The sequence below is a fragment of the Pseudomonas sp. LAIL14HWK12:I7 genome (assembly GCF_000483465.1).
GTDB classification, from domain to species: Bacteria; Pseudomonadota; Gammaproteobacteria; order Pseudomonadales; family Pseudomonadaceae; genus Aquipseudomonas; species Aquipseudomonas kermanshahensis.
Genome location: NZ_AXYZ01000009.1, coordinates 110,766 through 126,365, shown reverse-complemented (window position 1 = coordinate 126,365; position 15,600 = coordinate 110,766). Strand labels below are relative to the sequence as shown.

Sequence of the window (15,600 nt, the reverse complement as noted above, 5' to 3'; positions counted from 1 at the left end):
GCTGGCTTGCCTGCGATGGGCCGCAGCGCGGCCCCCGCTTTTAATGCCCCGTTAATACAATGAGGAAACACTCCCTCACAATCCTTAACAAAGAGTCATTTGCGCAGAGCCGGGCTCAAGCGCAGCATATCCAGCCCAGTGTCGACCCATTTTTCGACGTCACGCAGCAGATCGAAACTGTCTGGCAGCAATAACCAGCGCCCGATCAGGCCATCGACATAGGCAAACATGGCCACCGCCGCGCGCTCGGCATCCAGCTCGGCAGGCAACTGGCCCCGGCGCACTGCATTGGCAAGCGCCAGGGTAATGCCCTTGTGGCAATCCAGCACCGTGCTCTGGCGCTGCTGGCGAATTTCACACATGTCATCGGTGAACTCGCACTTGTGATGCAGAATCTCATTGATACGCCGGGTTCGGGCATCGAGCACCAGCTCGTTGAACACCTGCAACAGCAGCTTGCGCATGCAACCAAGCGGGTCCAGCTCATCCTCGCTTTCGCTCGCACGCGCAAGGTGGTCATGGGTTTCGTGCAGGCTGTCGAGCAACGCCTGTACCAGTTCGGCTTTGTTATTGAAGTGCCAGTAGATCGCACCTCGGGTCACGCCCGCCAATTCGGCGATGTCAGCCAAGGTGGTTCGCGCAACCCCGCGCTTGTAGAAGGCCTTTTCCGCCGCCTCGATAATCTGGGCGCGGGTTTCCTGGGCTTCTTCTTTGGTTCTACGGACCATGGCAGTACAACCTCATCTGGGCCCGAGCGCGCGGCGCACACGGGGAAACCGCCGGGGTCGCCTCTGCAGGGCGTCTCCCGGATGGGCTAATCAAGGGCTGCGGCAGTAGCCAAGTACTACCCAGCGGTATTTACAAACAACCATGAATGTAAGTATATTCCTTAGCAAGCTATTTATCCACCCGATAGCATTTTTCTGACAAGACTCTTCCATTACTCTTGAGCGTCTCCTGCTCCAGCGCCCCGAGGATCCTCATGCAATTCAAGCCAGCCGTTACCGCTCTGGTTTCCGCCGTCGCCCTGGCAACACTGCTCAGTGGCTGCAAGAAAGAAGAAGCAGCGCCTGCCGCGCAGGCTCCTCAGGTCGGCGTCGTGACCCTCCAACCACAAGCCTTCACCCTGACCTCGGAATTGCCGGGGCGTACCACGTCCTATCGCGTCGCCGAAGTGCGCCCACAGGTCAATGGCATCATCCTCAAGCGCCTCTTCAAAGAAGGCAGCGACGTCAAGGAAGGCCAGCAGCTCTACCAGATCGACCCTGCCGTCTATGAAGCCAACCTGGCCAATGCCCAGGCCAACCTGCAGGCGACCCGCTCGCTGGCCGAGCGTTACAAGCAGCTGATCGATGAACAAGCCGTCTCCAAACAGGAATACGACGACGCCAATGCCAAACGATTGCAGGCCGAGGCAGCACTGAAGAGCGCCCAGATCGACCTGCGCTACACCAAGGTCCTGGCACCGATCAGCGGCCGCATCGGCCGTTCCACGTTCACCGAAGGTGCACTGGTGAGCAATGGCCAGACCAACGCCATGGCGACCATCCAGCAACTCGACCCGGTCTACGTCGACGTCACCCAGTCCACCGCCGAGCTGCTCAAGCTGCGCCGTGACCTGGAAAGCGGCCAGCTGCAAAAGGCCGGCGACAACGCCGCCTCAGTGCAACTGGTGCTCGAAGACGGCAGCCTGTTCAAGCAGCAGGGGCGCCTGGAATTCTCCGAAGTCGCGGTCGACGAGACCACCGGCTCGGTGACCCTGCGCGCGATCTTCCCGAACCCCGACCACACCCTGCTGCCTGGCATGTTCGTGCATGCCCGCCTGCGCGCCGGGGTCAACGCCAACGCCATCCTGGCCCCACAGCAGGGCGTGACCCGCGACCTCAAGGGCGCGCCGACCGCACTGGTGGTCAACCAGGAAAACAAGGTCGAACTGCGTCAGCTCAAGGCCAGCCGCACCCTGGGCAGCGACTGGCTGATTGAGGAAGGCTTGAACCCAGGCGACCGCCTGATCACCGAAGGCCTGCAATACGTGCGCCCAGGCGTCGAGGTCAAGGTCAGCGAAGCCACCAACGTCAACAAGCCGGCCAGCCCTGATCAGGCCAACGCGGCGAAAGCAGACGCCAAAGCGGAGTAAACCATGTCGAAGTTCTTTATCGATCGCCCGATCTTCGCCTGGGTGATCGCCTTGGTGATCATGCTGGTCGGGGCACTGTCGATCCTGAAGTTGCCGATCAACCAGTACCCGAGCATCGCGCCACCGGCCATCGCCATCGCCGTGACCTACCCGGGCGCCTCGGCGCAGACGGTGCAGGACACCGTGGTGCAGGTCATCGAGCAGCAGCTCAACGGTATCGACAACCTGCGTTATGTGTCTTCGGAAAGTAACTCCGACGGCAGCATGACCATCACCGCTACCTTCGAGCAAGGCACCAACGCCGACACCGCGCAGGTTCAGGTTCAGAACAAGCTGAACCTGGCTACGCCGCTGTTGCCGCAAGAAGTGCAGCAACAAGGTATCCGCGTCACCAAGGCGGTTAAAAACTTCCTGCTGGTGATCGGCCTGGTGTCCGAAGATGGCAGCATGACCAAGGACGACTTGGCCAACTACATCGTCTCGAACATGCAGGACCCGATTTCGCGGACTGCCGGCGTGGGTGACTTCCAGGTGTTCGGTGCACAGTACGCCATGCGTATCTGGCTCGATCCGGCCAAGCTGAACAAGTTCCAGCTGACCCCAGTCGACGTCAAGACTGCAGTTGCCGCGCAGAACGTGCAGGTGTCCTCCGGCCAACTCGGCGGCCTGCCGGCCTTGCCGGGTACCCAGCTTAACGCCACCATCATCGGCAAGACCCGCCTGCAAACCGCCGAGCAGTTCGAGAAAATTCTGCTCAAGGTCAACAGCGACGGTTCCCAAGTACGCCTGGGCGATGTCGCCGAAGTAGGCCTGGGCGGCGAGAACTACGCCGTCAGCGCCCAGTTCAACGGCAAGCCGGCGTCGGGCCTGGCGGTCAAGCTGGCCACCGGTGCCAACGCCCTGGACACCGCCAAGGCCCTGCGCCAGACCATCAGCGACCTCGAGCCGTTCTTCCCGCCTGGCGTGAAGGCCGTGTTCCCGTATGACACCACGCCGGTGGTCACCGAATCGATCAGCGGGGTAATCCACACCCTGATCGAAGCCGTGGTCCTGGTGTTCCTGGTGATGTACCTGTTCCTGCAAAACTTCCGCGCCACCATCATCACCACCATGACCGTACCGGTGGTATTGCTGGGTACTTTCGGCATCCTTGCCGCTGCGGGCTTCAGCATCAACACCCTGACCATGTTCGCCATGGTCCTGGCCATCGGCTTGCTGGTGGACGACGCCATCGTCGTGGTGGAAAACGTCGAGCGGGTAATGTCCGAAGAGGGGTTGCCACCCAAGGAAGCGACCAAGCGCTCCATGGAGCAGATCCAGGGAGCCCTGGTGGGTATCGCCCTGGTGCTGTCGGCGGTACTGCTGCCAATGGCCTTCTTCGGCGGCTCCACCGGTGTGATCTATCGGCAGTTCTCCATCACCATCGTCTCGGCCATGGGCCTTTCGGTGCTGGTGGCGCTGATCTTCACCCCGGCACTGTGCGCCACCATGCTCAAGCCGCTGAAAAAGGGCGAGCACCATGTGGCCAAAGGTGGGTTCTTCGGCTGGTTCAACCGTAACTTCGACCGCAGCGTAAACGGCTACGAGCGCAGCGTCGGTACCATCCTGCGCAACAAGGTGCCGTTCCTGCTGGCCTACGCGCTGATCGTGGTTGGCATGATCTGGCTGTTCGCACGCATCCCGACGGCATTCCTGCCTGAAGAAGACCAGGGCGTGCTGTTTGCCCAGGTGCAGACCCCGGCAGGCTCCAGTGCTGAACGCACCCAGGCGGTGGTCGACCAGATGCGTGAGTACCTGCTCAAGGACGAAGCCGATACCGTGTCGTCGGTGTTCACCGTCAACGGCTTCAACTTCGCCGGCCGCGGTCAAAGCTCGGGCATGGCCTTCATCATGCTCAAGCCGTGGGATGAGCGCTCCAAGGAGAACAGCGTGTTCGCCCTGGCCCAGCGTGCCCAGCAGCACTTCTTCACCTTCCGCGATGCGATGGTGTTCGCCTTCGCCCCGCCTGCCGTACTCGAACTGGGTAACGCCACCGGCTTCGACGTGTTCCTTCAGGACCGCGGCGGTGTCGGCCATGCCAAGCTCATGGAAGCACGCAACCAGTTCCTGGCAAAAGCCGCGCAGAGCAAGGTGCTCAGTGCCGTGCGCCCGAACGGCCTGAACGATGAGCCGCAGTACCAGCTGACCATCGATGACGAACGTGCCAGCGCCTTGGGCGTGACCATTGCCGACATCAACAACACCCTGTCGATTGCCCTGGGTGCCAGCTACGTCAACGACTTCATTGACCGTGGCCGGGTCAAGAAGGTGTACATCCAAGGCGAACCGAACGCCCGGATGAGCCCGGAAGACCTGCAGAAGTGGTACGTGCGCAACGGCAAAGGCGAGATGGTGCCGTTCTCCTCCTTCGCCAAAGGTGAATGGACCTACGGTTCGCCGAAGCTGTCCCGCTACAACGGCGTCGAGGCGATGGAAATCCTCGGTGCGCCAGCGCCTGGCTACAGTACCGGTGAGGCCATGGCCGAGGTTGAGCGTATCGCTGGCGAACTGCCAAGCGGTATCGGCTTCTCCTGGACCGGCATGTCCTACGAGGAAAAACTCTCCGGCTCGCAGATGCCGGCACTGTTCGCCCTCTCGGTCCTGTTCGTGTTCCTGTGCCTGGCAGCCCTGTACGAAAGCTGGTCGATCCCGATCGCCGTTGTGCTGGTCGTACCGCTGGGGATCATCGGTGCACTGATCGCCACTAGCCTGCGCGGGTTGTCCAACGACGTGTACTTCCTGGTCGGCCTGTTGACCACCATCGGCTTGGCGGCGAAGAACGCGATCCTGATCGTCGAGTTCGCCAAAGAACTGCACGAGCAGGGCCGCAGCCTGTACGACGCCGCGATCGAGGCGTGCCGCATGCGTCTGCGCCCGATCATCATGACCTCGCTGGCGTTCATCCTTGGCGTGGTACCGTTGACCATCGCCAGCGGTGCGGGCGCCGGCAGCCAGCACGCCATCGGCACCGGCGTGATCGGCGGCATGATCAGCGCCACCGTGTTGGCAATCTTCTGGGTACCGCTATTCTTCGTCGCAGTGTCGTCGCTGTTCGGCAGCAAACAGCCGGAAAAAGACGTCACCCCTGAAACTCCACGTTATGAGGCTGGGCAATGACCAAGTCTTTGTTGTCCCTGGCGGTAACCGCTTTGATTCTTGGCGGCTGCTCGCTGATCCCTGACTACCAGACCCCGGAAGCGCCGGTGGCAGCGCAGTGGCCGCAAGGCCCTGCGTACTCGCCGACCGAAGCGGCAGACGTTGCCGCCGCCGAACAGGGCTGGCGCCAGTTCTTCCACGACCCGGCCCTGCAGCAGCTGATCCAGACCTCGCTGGTCAACAACCGCGACCTGCGTGTCGCGGCGTTGAACATCGACGCCTACCGTGCGCAGTACCGCATCCAGCGGGCCGACCTGTTCCCGGCCGTTTCGGCCACCGGCAGCGGCAGCCGCCAGCGGGTACCGGCAGACATGTCGCAAACTGGCCAAGCCGACATCACCAGCCAGTACTCGGCCACCCTTGGCGTCAGCGCCTATGAGCTGGACCTGTTCGGCCGGGTGCGCAGCCTGAGCGAGCAGGCCCTGGAAACCTACCTGTCCAGCGAGCAGGCGCGGCGCTCCACGCAGATCGCCCTGGTGGCCAGCGTGGCCAACGCCTACTACACCTGGCAGGCGGATCAGGCGCTGTTCAAGCTGACCGAAGAAACGCTGAAGACCTACCAGGAAAGCTACAACCTGACCCGTCGCAGCAATGAAGTCGGGGTGGCCTCCGCCCTCGACCTCAGCCAGGCACGCACCGCCGTGGAAGGCGCGCGGGTCAAGTACTCGCAGTACCAGCGCCTGGTGGCACAGGACCTCAACAGCCTGACCGTGCTGCTGGGTACCGGCGTACCGGCCGACCTGCCTGCGCCACTGGAGCTCAATGCCGACCAGTTGGCCGAAGTACCGGCCGGCCTGCCGTCGGACATCCTCCAGCGTCGCCCAGACATCCAGGAAGCCGAGCACCTGCTCAAGGCCGCCAACGCCAACATCGGCGCGGCCCGCGCAGCGTTCTTCCCGAGCATCAGCCTGACCGCCAATGCCGGTACCCTGAGCCCGGACATGGGCGGCCTGTTCAAGGGGGGGTCGGGCACCTGGCTGTTCCAGCCGCAGATCAACCTGCCGATCTTCAACGCCGGTAGCCTGAAGGCGAGCCTGGACTACTCGAAGATCCAGAAGGACATCAACGTCGCCAAGTACGAAAAGACCATCCAGACCGCCTTCCAGGAAGTCTCCGATGGCCTGGCGGCGCGCAAGACCTTCGAAGAGCAGTTGCAGGCACAACGTGACCTGGTGCAGGCCAACCAGGATTACTACCGCCTGGCGGAGCGTCGCTACCGTATCGGTATCGACAGCAACCTGACCTTCCTCGACGCCCAACGCAACCTATTCAGCGCCCAGCAGGCACTGATCGGTGATCGCCTGTCGCAGCTGACCAGCGAGGTCAACCTGTACAAGGCGCTCGGCGGTGGCTGGTACGAGAAGACCGGTCAGGCCAATCAGCAAGCTTCGGTGGAAACACCGAAAAGCTGAATGATCCGCTAGCAGCATCAAGCCCACCTTCGCGGTGGGCTTTTTGTTTTCGGTTGCCCGCGAAGAGGCCGGCACATGAAAACAATTAACCAACTGGAACATTCCGTTCGATAATCGCCCCATACCGTCTGCGACGAATTGCCTCGCCCCTTCCCTACCCCGCACCATCCGCTCACGCAACGTTGCCCACGTTCATCAAAAGACCCGTGCTTGCAGGCCGCATCCTGCAATGCAACGGTTCGCCAATAAAAACAAGAGATCCACGACAGATGAGCATTTCGTACCCCGCACGCCAGCTGCTGCCAGGCCTGTTGGCCATGTCCTGCACCCTCCCCGTGTTCGCCGCCGACGGTGGTTTCATCGAGGACGGCAAGGCCACCCTCAACCTGCGCAACTTCTACATCAACCGCAATTTCGTCGACCCAGCTCACCCGCAGGCCAAGGCCGAAGAATGGACCCAAAGCTTCATCCTCGACGCCCGCTCCGGTTTTACCCAGGGCACCGTCGGTTTCGGCATGGACGTACTGGGCCTGTACTCGGTCAAGCTCGATGGCGGTAAAGGCACCACCAACACGCACCTGCTGCCGGTGCACGACGATGGCCGCCCCGCCGATGATTTCGGCCGCCTGGGCGTGGCCTTGAAAGCCAAGCTCTCGCAGACCGAATTGAAGGTCGGCGAATGGATGCCGGTGCTGCCGATCCTGCGCTCCGACGATGGTCGCTCGCTGCCACAAACCTTCCGCGGCGGCCAGCTGACCTCCAAGGAGATCGACGGCCTGACCCTGTACGCCGGCCAGTTCCGCGCCAACAGCCCGCGCAACGACGCCAGCATGGAAGACATGTCGCTCAATGGCCGCGGTGCTTTCACGTCCGACCGCTTCAATTTCGGCGGCGGTGAGTACACCTTCAACGACAAGCGCACGACGATTGCCCTGTGGGATGCCCAGCTCAAGGACATCTACCGCCAGCAGTACCTCAACCTGGTCCACAGCCAGCCACTGGGCGACTGGACCCTGGGCGCCAACCTCGGTTACTTCACCGGCAAGGAAGACGGTGCCGAGCGCGCCGGCGACCTGGACAACCGCACCGCCTCGGCGCTGCTCTCGGCTCGCTACCAGGGCCATACCTTCTACGTCGGCCTGCAGAAGGTCAGCGGCGATGACGCCTGGATGCGCGTCAACGGCACCAGCGGCGGCACCTTGGCCAACGACAGCTACAACTCAAGCTTCGACAACGCCAAGGAACGCTCGTGGCAGGTGCGCCATGACTTCAACTTCGCCACTGTCGGGGTACCGGGGCTTACCCTGATGAACCGCTATATCAAGGGTGACAACGTGACTGCAGGTGGCGTTGACGACGGCAAGGAGTGGGCGCGAGAAACGGAACTGGCTTATGTGGTGCAGTCGGGCAGCTTCAAGGACCTTTCGTTGAAGTGGCGCAACTCGACCATGCGCCGGGACTTCAGCACCAATGCGTTCGATGAGAACCGCTTGATCGTGAGCTATCCGCTGAACCTTCTGTAATTTCACAGGCCTCTTCGCGGGTAAACCCGCTCCTAAAGGGTGGGAGCGGGTTTACCCGCGAAGAGGCCGGATGAGTTGATGCATAAATAACTTTATCGCATAACAACCTAAACAAACCTTCGTTGACGACATAAGCTGTAACAGCTTAAATCGAGCCCTGATCCCCGCCCCAGAGCCGCGACATGGACCTCCGTCAACTGCGCTACTTCATCGCCCTCAACGAATACCGCAGTTTTGTCCGCGCCGCTGAAGCCATGGGTATCACCCAGCCTGCATTCAGCCGGGCCATCCAGGGCCTGGAGCAGACATTCGGCTGCGCCCTGGTAGACCGCGCCAGCAAGGCACTGCCACCCACCCCCGAAGGCTTGGTGGTGCTGCAGCACGCACGCCGCCTCGTGCAAGGTGCCGCGCAGTTGAGCAACGAAGTGCTGCAGATGACCAAGCTCGACGCTGGCGAGTTGCACTTCGGCAGCGGCCCGGCCCTGGCTGTTCGCCTGGTCCCCGATGCCTTGCGCCACTTCATCGACAGCCACCCGGGTATTCGTACTTCGCTGCTGGTGGACAATGCCGAGCGCCTCGGCCAGGCACTGCGCCGTGAGCAGATTGAATTCTTCGTCGACGACATCCGCCCGTTCGAGGCTGACCCCAACTTCCATACCGAACCGCTTACGCCACGCCCCGGCCTGTTCTTTTGCCGCCCCGGCCACCCGCTGCTGGCCAAGGACAGCTTGTCGACCAACGACCTGTTCACCTACCCGCTGGCCAGCGCCCTGCTCGCGCCCGGTGTGCGCAAGCGGCTGGCCAACCTGAGCGGGCGCAACGACTTCACCCCGCACCTGCAGACCGAGCACCTGCCGGTGCTGCGCAGTGTCGTGCAGGCCAGTAATGCAATCGGTACTGCCAGCGAAGAAGCCGTTGCCGAAGACCTGGCGGCCGGCAGCCTGGTGCGCCTGCACTGGCGCAACCTGCCGCCCGCACTGGAGGTGCTCAGCGTGCGCTGCGGCGTGGTCAGCCGCAGCGGTTACCGGTTGTCGCCGGCGGCGCGGGCGATGATCGAGACGCTGGTAGGGCTGGATGCGCCCCTGCGGAGTGCTGCCATTCGCTGAAGTGATGATGCTGGTGGGCTGCAGGCTATCCTGAGCAATATAGGTTGCCCGCGAAGAGGCCGGCACAGGCAGTAAACCCGATCAGGCAAACCAGGGAGGCACAACAATGAAAAACCTTGAAGAGCACCTGAGCCAGTACGCCCATTACCACCGCGACCCGCGCAACATCGCCACCCATTTCGTCGGCATTCCACTGATCGTGCTGGCCGTGACCATCCTGCTGTCGCGCCCAGGCTGGGACATTGCAGGCATCTGGCTGTCACCTGCCCTGCTGGCGGCCGCCGCCTCGGTGTGGTTCTACCTGCGCCTGGACCTGCGCTTCGGGCTGGTCATGGGCCTGCTGCTGGGGCTGTGCCTATGGCTTGGCCAGGTACTGGCAGTGCAAAGCACCGGGCTGTGGCTGGGGGCTGGGCTGGGGGCATTTGTGCTGGGCTGGATCATCCAGTTCGTCGGCCACTACTACGAGGGCCGCAAGCCGGCGTTCGTCGACGACATCAGCGGGCTGATCATCGGGCCGCTGTTCGTGGTGGCCGAAGCTGCATTCATGCTGGGGTTGTGCCCAGCGCTGAAGCGGGCCGTGGAAGCCAACGCCGGGCCGGTAACACTGAGGTCGATGTAGGAGCGGCCTTGCGTCGCGATCGGGCCGCGTAGCGGCCCCAGGTTTCAGTGATACCGCAAATACTGTTGGGGCCGCTTTGCGGCCCGATCGCGACGCTAGGCCGCTCCTACAAAGGCCGCAAGGATCAAGCGCGCGACTCAACCCCCAGCTCATCCCACACCGACTCCGCCAGGTGGAAGGTGGCATTGGCTGCCGGAATACCGCAATAGATCGCGCTCTGCATCAGCACTTCCTTGATCTCGTCACGGGTCACGCCATTGTTGGCAGCGGCGCGCAGGTGCAGTTTGAGCTCGTCGTTGCGGTTCATGCCGATCAGCATGGCGATGGTGATCAGGCTGCGGGTATGGCGCGGCAGCCCGGGGCGGGTCCAGATATCACCCCAGGCATGGCGAGTGATCATTTCCTGGAACTCGCCATTGAAGTCGTTGAGCTTCTCCAGGCTGCGGTCCACGTGGGCATCGCCCAGCACCGCGCGGCGCACTTGCATGCCCGCGTCGTAGCGTTGTTTCTCATCCATGGCGTTGTCCTCAGTGGGCCAGCAGGAAGTCGAGTACACGGCGGCTGAAGCGCTCGCCAATCTCGACGTTGGACAGGTGCGCCGCCGGGAAATCGACATACTCGGCACCCTTGATAGCCGCCTGCATGAAGCGGCCATGTTCCGGCGTGGTCACCACGTCTTCAGTACCGGCAACGATCAGCGTCGGCACTTGGATACGCTGAACCTGCTCGCGGTAGTCGGCGTCGCGTACCGCAGCGCAGTTGGCCGCATAGCCCTCAGGCTGGGTCTGCGCGAGCATCTGGCAGATACGCTGGGCCTGTTCGGGCTGCGCCTGGGCGAAGGCTGGGGTGAACCAGCGGGCGATGGACGCGTCGCGCAGCTCGACCATGGCCTGTTGGCCGCCTTTGAGCACGGTGTCGATACGCGGGTTCCAGACCTCATCGCTGCCAATCTTGGCGGCGGTGTTGCACAGGGTCAGGCTGGCCAGGCGTTCGCCGGCGTTGATGCCCAGCCACTGGCCGATCAGGCCGCCCATCGACAGGCCGACGAAGTGCGCCTTGTTGATGTCCAGGGCGTCGAGCAAGGCCACGACGTCGCGGCCCAGTTGCTCGATGCTGTAAGGGCCGGCGGTCACCAGCGAATCGCCGTGGCCGCGGGTGTCATAGCGCAGCACACGGAAGTGCTCGCTCCACACGGGGATCTGCGTGTCCCACATGCCCAGGTCGGTGCCGAGGGAGTTGGACAAGACCAGCACCGGAGCATCCGCCGGGCCATCGATTTGATAGTTCAGTACGCCATCGGCCAGTTGCAAATGCGCCACAGCAGTCTCCTTCAGGCAGTGAAACGTTGATGTTCAGCCACGGCGCGCGCCACCCAGACGCGGGCCTGGCCAAGGTAATGGGCAGGGTCGAGCAAGCGATCGAGTTCTTCTGCCGACAACTCGGCACTGACCTGCGGCTCGTCACCCAGCACGGCACGCAGGTGGCGCTGTTCGGCGACGGCGCGCTGGCAGCACTGCTCGAGCAAATGATGAGCACGGTCACGGCCCAGGCGCTGAGCCAGGACAATGCTGACCGCCTCGGCCAGCACCAGCCCCTGGGTCAGGTCGAGGTTGCGGCGCATACGTTCGGCATCGACCTGCATGCCTTCGGCAATCACCTGGGCCTGGCGCAGGGCGCCGGAAACCAGGCAGCAGATATCCGGCAGGGTTTCCCACTCGGCATGCCACAGGCCAAGGCTGCGTTCATGTTCTTGAGGCATGGCGGCGAACAAGGTCGACAACAGGCCCGGCACGCGGGTAGCGGCACCGATCAGCACGGCGGCACCCACCGGGTTGCGTTTGTGCGGCATGGTCGACGAACCACCCTTGCCTGGCGCGGAAGGCTCGAACACCTCCCCCGCCTCGGTCTGCATCAGCAGGCTGACATCGCGGCCAAACTTGCCGAGGCTACCGGCGATCAGGCCCAGCACCGAGGCAAACTCCACCAGCCGGTCGCGCTGGGTGTGCCAGGGTTGCTCGGGCAAGTGCAGCTTGAGCTGCTCGGCCAGGCCCTCGGCCACCGGCATGGCTTTGCTGCCCAACGCTGCCAGGCTGCCGGACGCACCACCGAACTGCAGGCACAGCAGGCGCGGGCGCAGCTCCTGAAGCCGCTGGCGATGACGGGTCAGCGCGCCCAGCACACCGGCCAGCTTCATGCCCAAGGTGACCGGCGTGGCGTGTTGCAGCCAGGTACGCCCCACCATCGGGGTGTCGGCATGGTGCAAGGCCTGGCGCGCCAGGGTATCGGCCAGTTGAGCGAGGTCTGCCTCGATCAGGTCGAGGGCATCGCGCAGTTGCAGTACCAGCCCGGTGTCCATGGCGTCCTGGCTGGTGGCGCCCAGGTGCACGTAGCGCTCGGCCTCGGGCACGCCGCTGGCGATCACTTTGCCCAGCGCCTTCACCAACGGGATCGCCGAGTTGCCGGCACTGGCAATGGCATCGGCCAGGGCGCCAGCGTCGTAACGCTCTGCCTTACAGGCCGCCTCGATGGCCGCCACCGCACTGTGCGGCACCAGCCCGGCGGCCGCTTCGGCGCGGGCCAGGGCGGCTTCGAAATCGAGCATGCCCTGCAGGCGGCCACGGTCGGAGAAAATCTCGCGCATGGCCGGCGCGGTGAAGTAGGCATCGAACAGCTGGTTGTCCGCACGGTACGTCATTGCAGGTCCTTAATCGTCATGGTGCAGGTACGCCGCCTGCTTCGGCAGGCGCAGGCTGAACAAGAAAGCCACCGCCATCATGGCCGTCACGTACCAGTAGAAGGTGTTTTCCATGCCCAGGGTCTTCAGGCCCAAGGCCACGTATTCAGCAGACCCGCCGAACATGGCGTTGGCCACCGCATACGCAAGGCCCACACCCAGTGCGCGCACCTGCGGCGGGAACATCTCCGCTTTTACCAGGCCGCTGATCGAGGTGTAGAAACTGACGATACACAAGGCCAGGCTGATCAGCACGAACGCCAGGAACGGGCTGGTCACGGTCTTCAGCGCCATCAACAGGGGCACGGTGAACAGCGTGCCCAAGGCGCCGAACAGCAGCATCGAGTTACGCCGGCCGATACGGTCGGACAGCATGCCGAAGAACGGCTGCAGGATCATGAACAGGAACAGCGCCCCCGTCATCACATAGCTGGCGCTCTTGGCGTTCATCCCGGCCGTGTTGACCAGGTACTTCTGCATGTAGGTGGTGAAGGTGTAGAAAATCAGCGAACCGCCGGCGGTGTACCCCAGCACGGTGATGAACGCCGCGGCGTGATTGCGGAACAAGCCGCTGATCGAGCCGGCGTCTTTGTCATTGCGGGTTTCGGCGTTGCTGGTTTCGTGCAGCGAGCGACGCAGCATCAGCGAGATCAGCGCGGCCACGGCACCGACCACGAACGGAATACGCCAGCCCCAGGCGCGCAGCTCGTCCTCGGTCAGCAACTGCTGCAGGATGACCACCACCAGCACCGCCAGTAACTGGCCGCCGATCAGGGTCACGTATTGAAACGAGGCGAAGAAACCGCGCTGGCCGCGCAGTGCCACTTCACTCATGTAGGTCGCCGTGGTGCCGTACTCGCCACCTACCGACAGGCCTTGGATCAAGCGGGCGAGCAATAGCAGCGCCGGCGCCCAGGTACCAATGCTGCCGTAGGTCGGCAGGCAGGCAATCATCAAGGACCCGGCGCACATCATCAGCACCGAGATCATCAGGGAATTCTTGCGGCCATGGCGGTCGGCCAGACGGCCAAAGATCCAGCCACCAATGGGGCGCATCAGGAAGCCCGCTGCGAACACACCGGCGGTGTTGAGCAACTGCACAGTGGGGTCGTCGGAGGGGAAGAAGGCCGGGGCGAAGTAGATCGCGCAGAAGGCGTAGACGTAGAAGTCGAACCATTCCACCAGGTTGCCTGAAGAGGCACCGACGATCGCGAAGATACGCTTGCTGCGTTCTTCGCCGGTGTAATAGGTTGAGGTCATGAGGTTTTACTCCTGGAGGGTCCTAGGTAAGTCTAGACATACCTAGTAACACACTCGTTCCGCTGCGCGGCTGGCCATTAGCCTTGTGTCTCATAGATCCGGCCTCTTCGCGGGTAAACCCGCTCCCACAGAGGATTGCGTGGATCCCTGTGGGAGCGGGTTTACCCGCGAAGAGGCCGAGCCTGATCAAACCCGCTCGATGGCCAACGCCAAACCTTGGCCTACCCCCACACACATGGTCGCCAGGCCTTTACGCCCGCCACTCTTCTCCAACTGATGCAACGCGGTCAGCACCAGGCGCGCGCCACTCATGCCCAACGGGTGGCCCAGGGCAATCGCGCCACCATTGGGGTTCACCTGCGGCGCATCATCGGCCACACCCAGCTCACGCAGCACGGCCAGGCCTTGGCTGGCGAACGCTTCGTTCAGCTCGATCACGTCGAAGTCGCTCATCGCCACACCCAGGCGCTCGGTCAGCTTGCGCACCGCAGGCACCGGGCCAATGCCCATGACCCGAGGAGCCACGCCGCCGCTGGCCATGCCCAGTACCCGAGCACGTGGAGTCAGGCCGTGTTTCTTCACCGCTTCCGCCGAGGCCAGGATCAGTGCCGCAGCACCGTCGTTGACACCCGATGCGTTGCCTGCGGTGACCGTCTTGCCCGGGCCATTGACCGGCTTGAGCTTGGTCAATGCTTCCAGGGTGGTTTCCGGGCGCAGGTGTTCATCACGCTCGACGATAGTTTCGCCCTTCTTGTGGGCAATGCGCACTGGCACGATCTCTTCGGCGAAGAAGCCGGCAGCCTGGGCCGCGGCGGCCTTTTGCTGGCTGCGCAGGGCGAATGCATCTTGATCGGCGCGGGACACCTGGTAATCGTCAGCGACGTTATCAGCGGTTTCCGGCATCGAATCGACGCCGTACTGGCTCTTCATCAGCGGGTTGATGAAACGCCAGCCGATGGTGGTGTCTTCAAGCTTCATGTTGCGCGAGTAGCCGCTTTCGGCCTTGCCCATGACGAAGGGTGCACGCGACATCGACTCGACGCCACCGGCGATGGCCAATTCCATTTCGCCACTGGCGATCGCGCGGAACGCCGTGCCGATGGCATCCATGCCCGATGCGCACAGGCGGTTCAGGGTCACGCCAGGAATGCTCTCAGGCAGGCCCGCCAGCAGCAGCGCCATGCGCGCTACGTTGCGGTTGTCTTCACCGGCCTGGTTGGCACAGCCGAAGAACACTTCGTCGACCTGATCCCACTGCACCGAAGGGTTACGCTCGATCAGCGCCTTCAGCGGCACTGCCGCCAGGTCATCGGCGCGCACGCCGGCCAGGGCGCCGCCGAAGCGGCCGATCGGGGTGCGGATGGCGTCACAGATGAATACGTCGCGCATTTGGCTTCTCCTGCCATCTGGCCATGGGCCGCGGCGGTATGGGCTTCGAGGTCGCGTAAGGCGGACATCTCGATTCGGGTGGATTCGGTGGTGGTCTGCACGTCGCCGGCAAAGCGGATCGCCCAGCGGATGGCCGCAACGATCTGCTCGCAGATTGGCCCCCGAATGAACCGCAGCGACAGCGAATTCATGGGGTGCCGGCTTGCTTTGGAGACTCCCGGTCAG

12 protein-coding genes and 1 pseudogene are annotated in these 15,600 nt (G+C 63.2%); 6 read left to right on the top strand and 7 right to left on the bottom strand.

The features are described from left to right. Positions 1–95: 95 nt before the first annotated feature. Complete coding sequence (ttgR, locus tag D886_RS0111635) at positions 96–728, bottom strand: efflux transport transcriptional regulator TtgR (RefSeq protein ID WP_027594099.1); 633 nt, start codon at positions 726–728, stop codon at positions 96–98. Positions 729–982: 254 nt separating this feature from the next. Between ttgR and ttgA the strand changes: the two genes are divergently transcribed. From ttgA to D886_RS0111605, 6 genes are all read left to right on the top strand, one after another. Then, positions 983–2,137, top strand: coding sequence for a toluene efflux RND transporter periplasmic adaptor subunit TtgA (ttgA, locus tag D886_RS0111630; protein WP_027594098.1), 1,155 nt, complete (start codon positions 983–985; stop codon positions 2,135–2,137). 3 nt (positions 2,138–2,140) lie between these two features. Beyond that, positions 2,141–5,293 (top strand): multidrug efflux RND transporter permease subunit TtgB, encoded by a 3,153-nt coding sequence (ttgB, locus tag D886_RS0111625; protein ID WP_027594097.1) that lies wholly within the window; start codon positions 2,141–2,143, stop codon positions 5,291–5,293. Next, positions 5,290–6,744, top strand: a complete 1,455-nt coding sequence (locus D886_RS0111620; protein WP_027594096.1) for an AdeC/AdeK/OprM family multidrug efflux complex outer membrane factor — start codon at positions 5,290–5,292, stop codon at positions 6,742–6,744. Before ttgB ends, D886_RS0111620 begins: the two co-directional genes overlap by 4 nt. 269 nt (positions 6,745–7,013) lie before the next feature. Continuing rightward, complete coding sequence (locus D886_RS0111615; RefSeq protein ID WP_027594095.1) at positions 7,014–8,267, top strand: OprD family porin; 1,254 nt, start codon at positions 7,014–7,016, stop codon at positions 8,265–8,267. Positions 8,268–8,449: 182 nt separating this feature from the next. Then, positions 8,450–9,373 carry a LysR family transcriptional regulator gene (locus tag D886_RS0111610; RefSeq protein WP_027594094.1) on the top strand — a complete coding sequence of 308 codons (924 nt, stop codon included), beginning with the start codon at positions 8,450–8,452 and terminating at the stop codon, positions 9,371–9,373. Positions 9,374–9,479: 106 nt separating this feature from the next. Beyond that, positions 9,480–9,992 (top strand): DUF962 domain-containing protein, encoded by a 513-nt coding sequence (locus D886_RS0111605; protein WP_027594093.1) that lies wholly within the window; start codon positions 9,480–9,482, stop codon positions 9,990–9,992. A gap of 124 nt (positions 9,993–10,116) precedes the next feature. Here the strand turns inward: D886_RS0111605 and pcaC are convergent, their stop codons facing one another. The 6 genes and pseudogenes from pcaC to D886_RS28575 form a co-directional block, all read right to left on the bottom strand. Next, complete coding sequence (gene pcaC / locus D886_RS0111600; protein WP_027594092.1) at positions 10,117–10,509, bottom strand: 4-carboxymuconolactone decarboxylase; 393 nt, start codon at positions 10,507–10,509, stop codon at positions 10,117–10,119. A gap of 10 nt (positions 10,510–10,519) precedes the next feature. Next, on the bottom strand, positions 10,520–11,311 hold the full coding sequence (pcaD, locus tag D886_RS0111595) for a 3-oxoadipate enol-lactonase (RefSeq protein ID WP_027594091.1): 792 nt from the start codon (positions 11,309–11,311) through the stop codon (positions 10,520–10,522). An 11-nt stretch (positions 11,312–11,322) separates the two neighbouring features. Next, positions 11,323–12,687, bottom strand: coding sequence for a 3-carboxy-cis,cis-muconate cycloisomerase (locus D886_RS0111590; protein ID WP_027594090.1), 1,365 nt, complete (start codon positions 12,685–12,687; stop codon positions 11,323–11,325). A gap of 9 nt (positions 12,688–12,696) precedes the next feature. Beyond that, positions 12,697–13,986 carry an MFS family transporter gene (locus D886_RS0111585; RefSeq protein ID WP_027594089.1) on the bottom strand — a complete coding sequence of 430 codons (1,290 nt, stop codon included), beginning with the start codon at positions 13,984–13,986 and terminating at the stop codon, positions 12,697–12,699. 186 nt (positions 13,987–14,172) lie between these two features. Further along, entirely contained in the window at positions 14,173–15,375 is a 1,203-nt protein-coding gene (gene pcaF / locus D886_RS0111580; RefSeq protein WP_027594088.1) for a 3-oxoadipyl-CoA thiolase, read from the bottom strand. A gap of 2 nt (positions 15,376–15,377) precedes the next feature. Further along, positions 15,378–15,567 (bottom strand): annotated as a pseudogene (locus tag D886_RS28575) (CoA-transferase subunit beta); the annotation flags it as partial. Positions 15,568–15,600: the final 33 nt, after the last annotated feature.

Bases quoted from the DNA above. Each gene is read 5' to 3' on its own strand.
- ttgR (WP_027594099.1), bottom strand. From the start codon at position 728: ATGGTCCGTAGAACCAAAGAAGAAGCCCAGGAAACCCGCGCCCAGATT.
- ttgA (WP_027594098.1), top strand. From the start codon at position 983: ATGCAATTCAAGCCAGCCGTTACCGCTCTGGTTTCCGCCGTCGCCCTG.
- ttgB (WP_027594097.1), top strand. From the start codon at position 2,141: ATGTCGAAGTTCTTTATCGATCGCCCGATCTTCGCCTGGGTGATCGCC.
- D886_RS0111620 (WP_027594096.1), top strand. From the start codon at position 5,290: ATGACCAAGTCTTTGTTGTCCCTGGCGGTAACCGCTTTGATTCTTGGC.
- D886_RS0111615 (WP_027594095.1), top strand. From the start codon at position 7,014: ATGAGCATTTCGTACCCCGCACGCCAGCTGCTGCCAGGCCTGTTGGCC.
- D886_RS0111610 (WP_027594094.1), top strand. From the start codon at position 8,450: ATGGACCTCCGTCAACTGCGCTACTTCATCGCCCTCAACGAATACCGC.
- D886_RS0111605 (WP_027594093.1), top strand. From the start codon at position 9,480: ATGAAAAACCTTGAAGAGCACCTGAGCCAGTACGCCCATTACCACCGC.
- pcaC (WP_027594092.1), bottom strand. From the start codon at position 10,509: ATGGATGAGAAACAACGCTACGACGCGGGCATGCAAGTGCGCCGCGCG.
- D886_RS0111590 (WP_027594090.1), bottom strand. From the start codon at position 12,687: ATGACGTACCGTGCGGACAACCAGCTGTTCGATGCCTACTTCACCGCG.
- D886_RS0111585 (WP_027594089.1), bottom strand. From the start codon at position 13,986: ATGACCTCAACCTATTACACCGGCGAAGAACGCAGCAAGCGTATCTTC.
- pcaF (WP_027594088.1), bottom strand. From the start codon at position 15,375: ATGCGCGACGTATTCATCTGTGACGCCATCCGCACCCCGATCGGCCGC.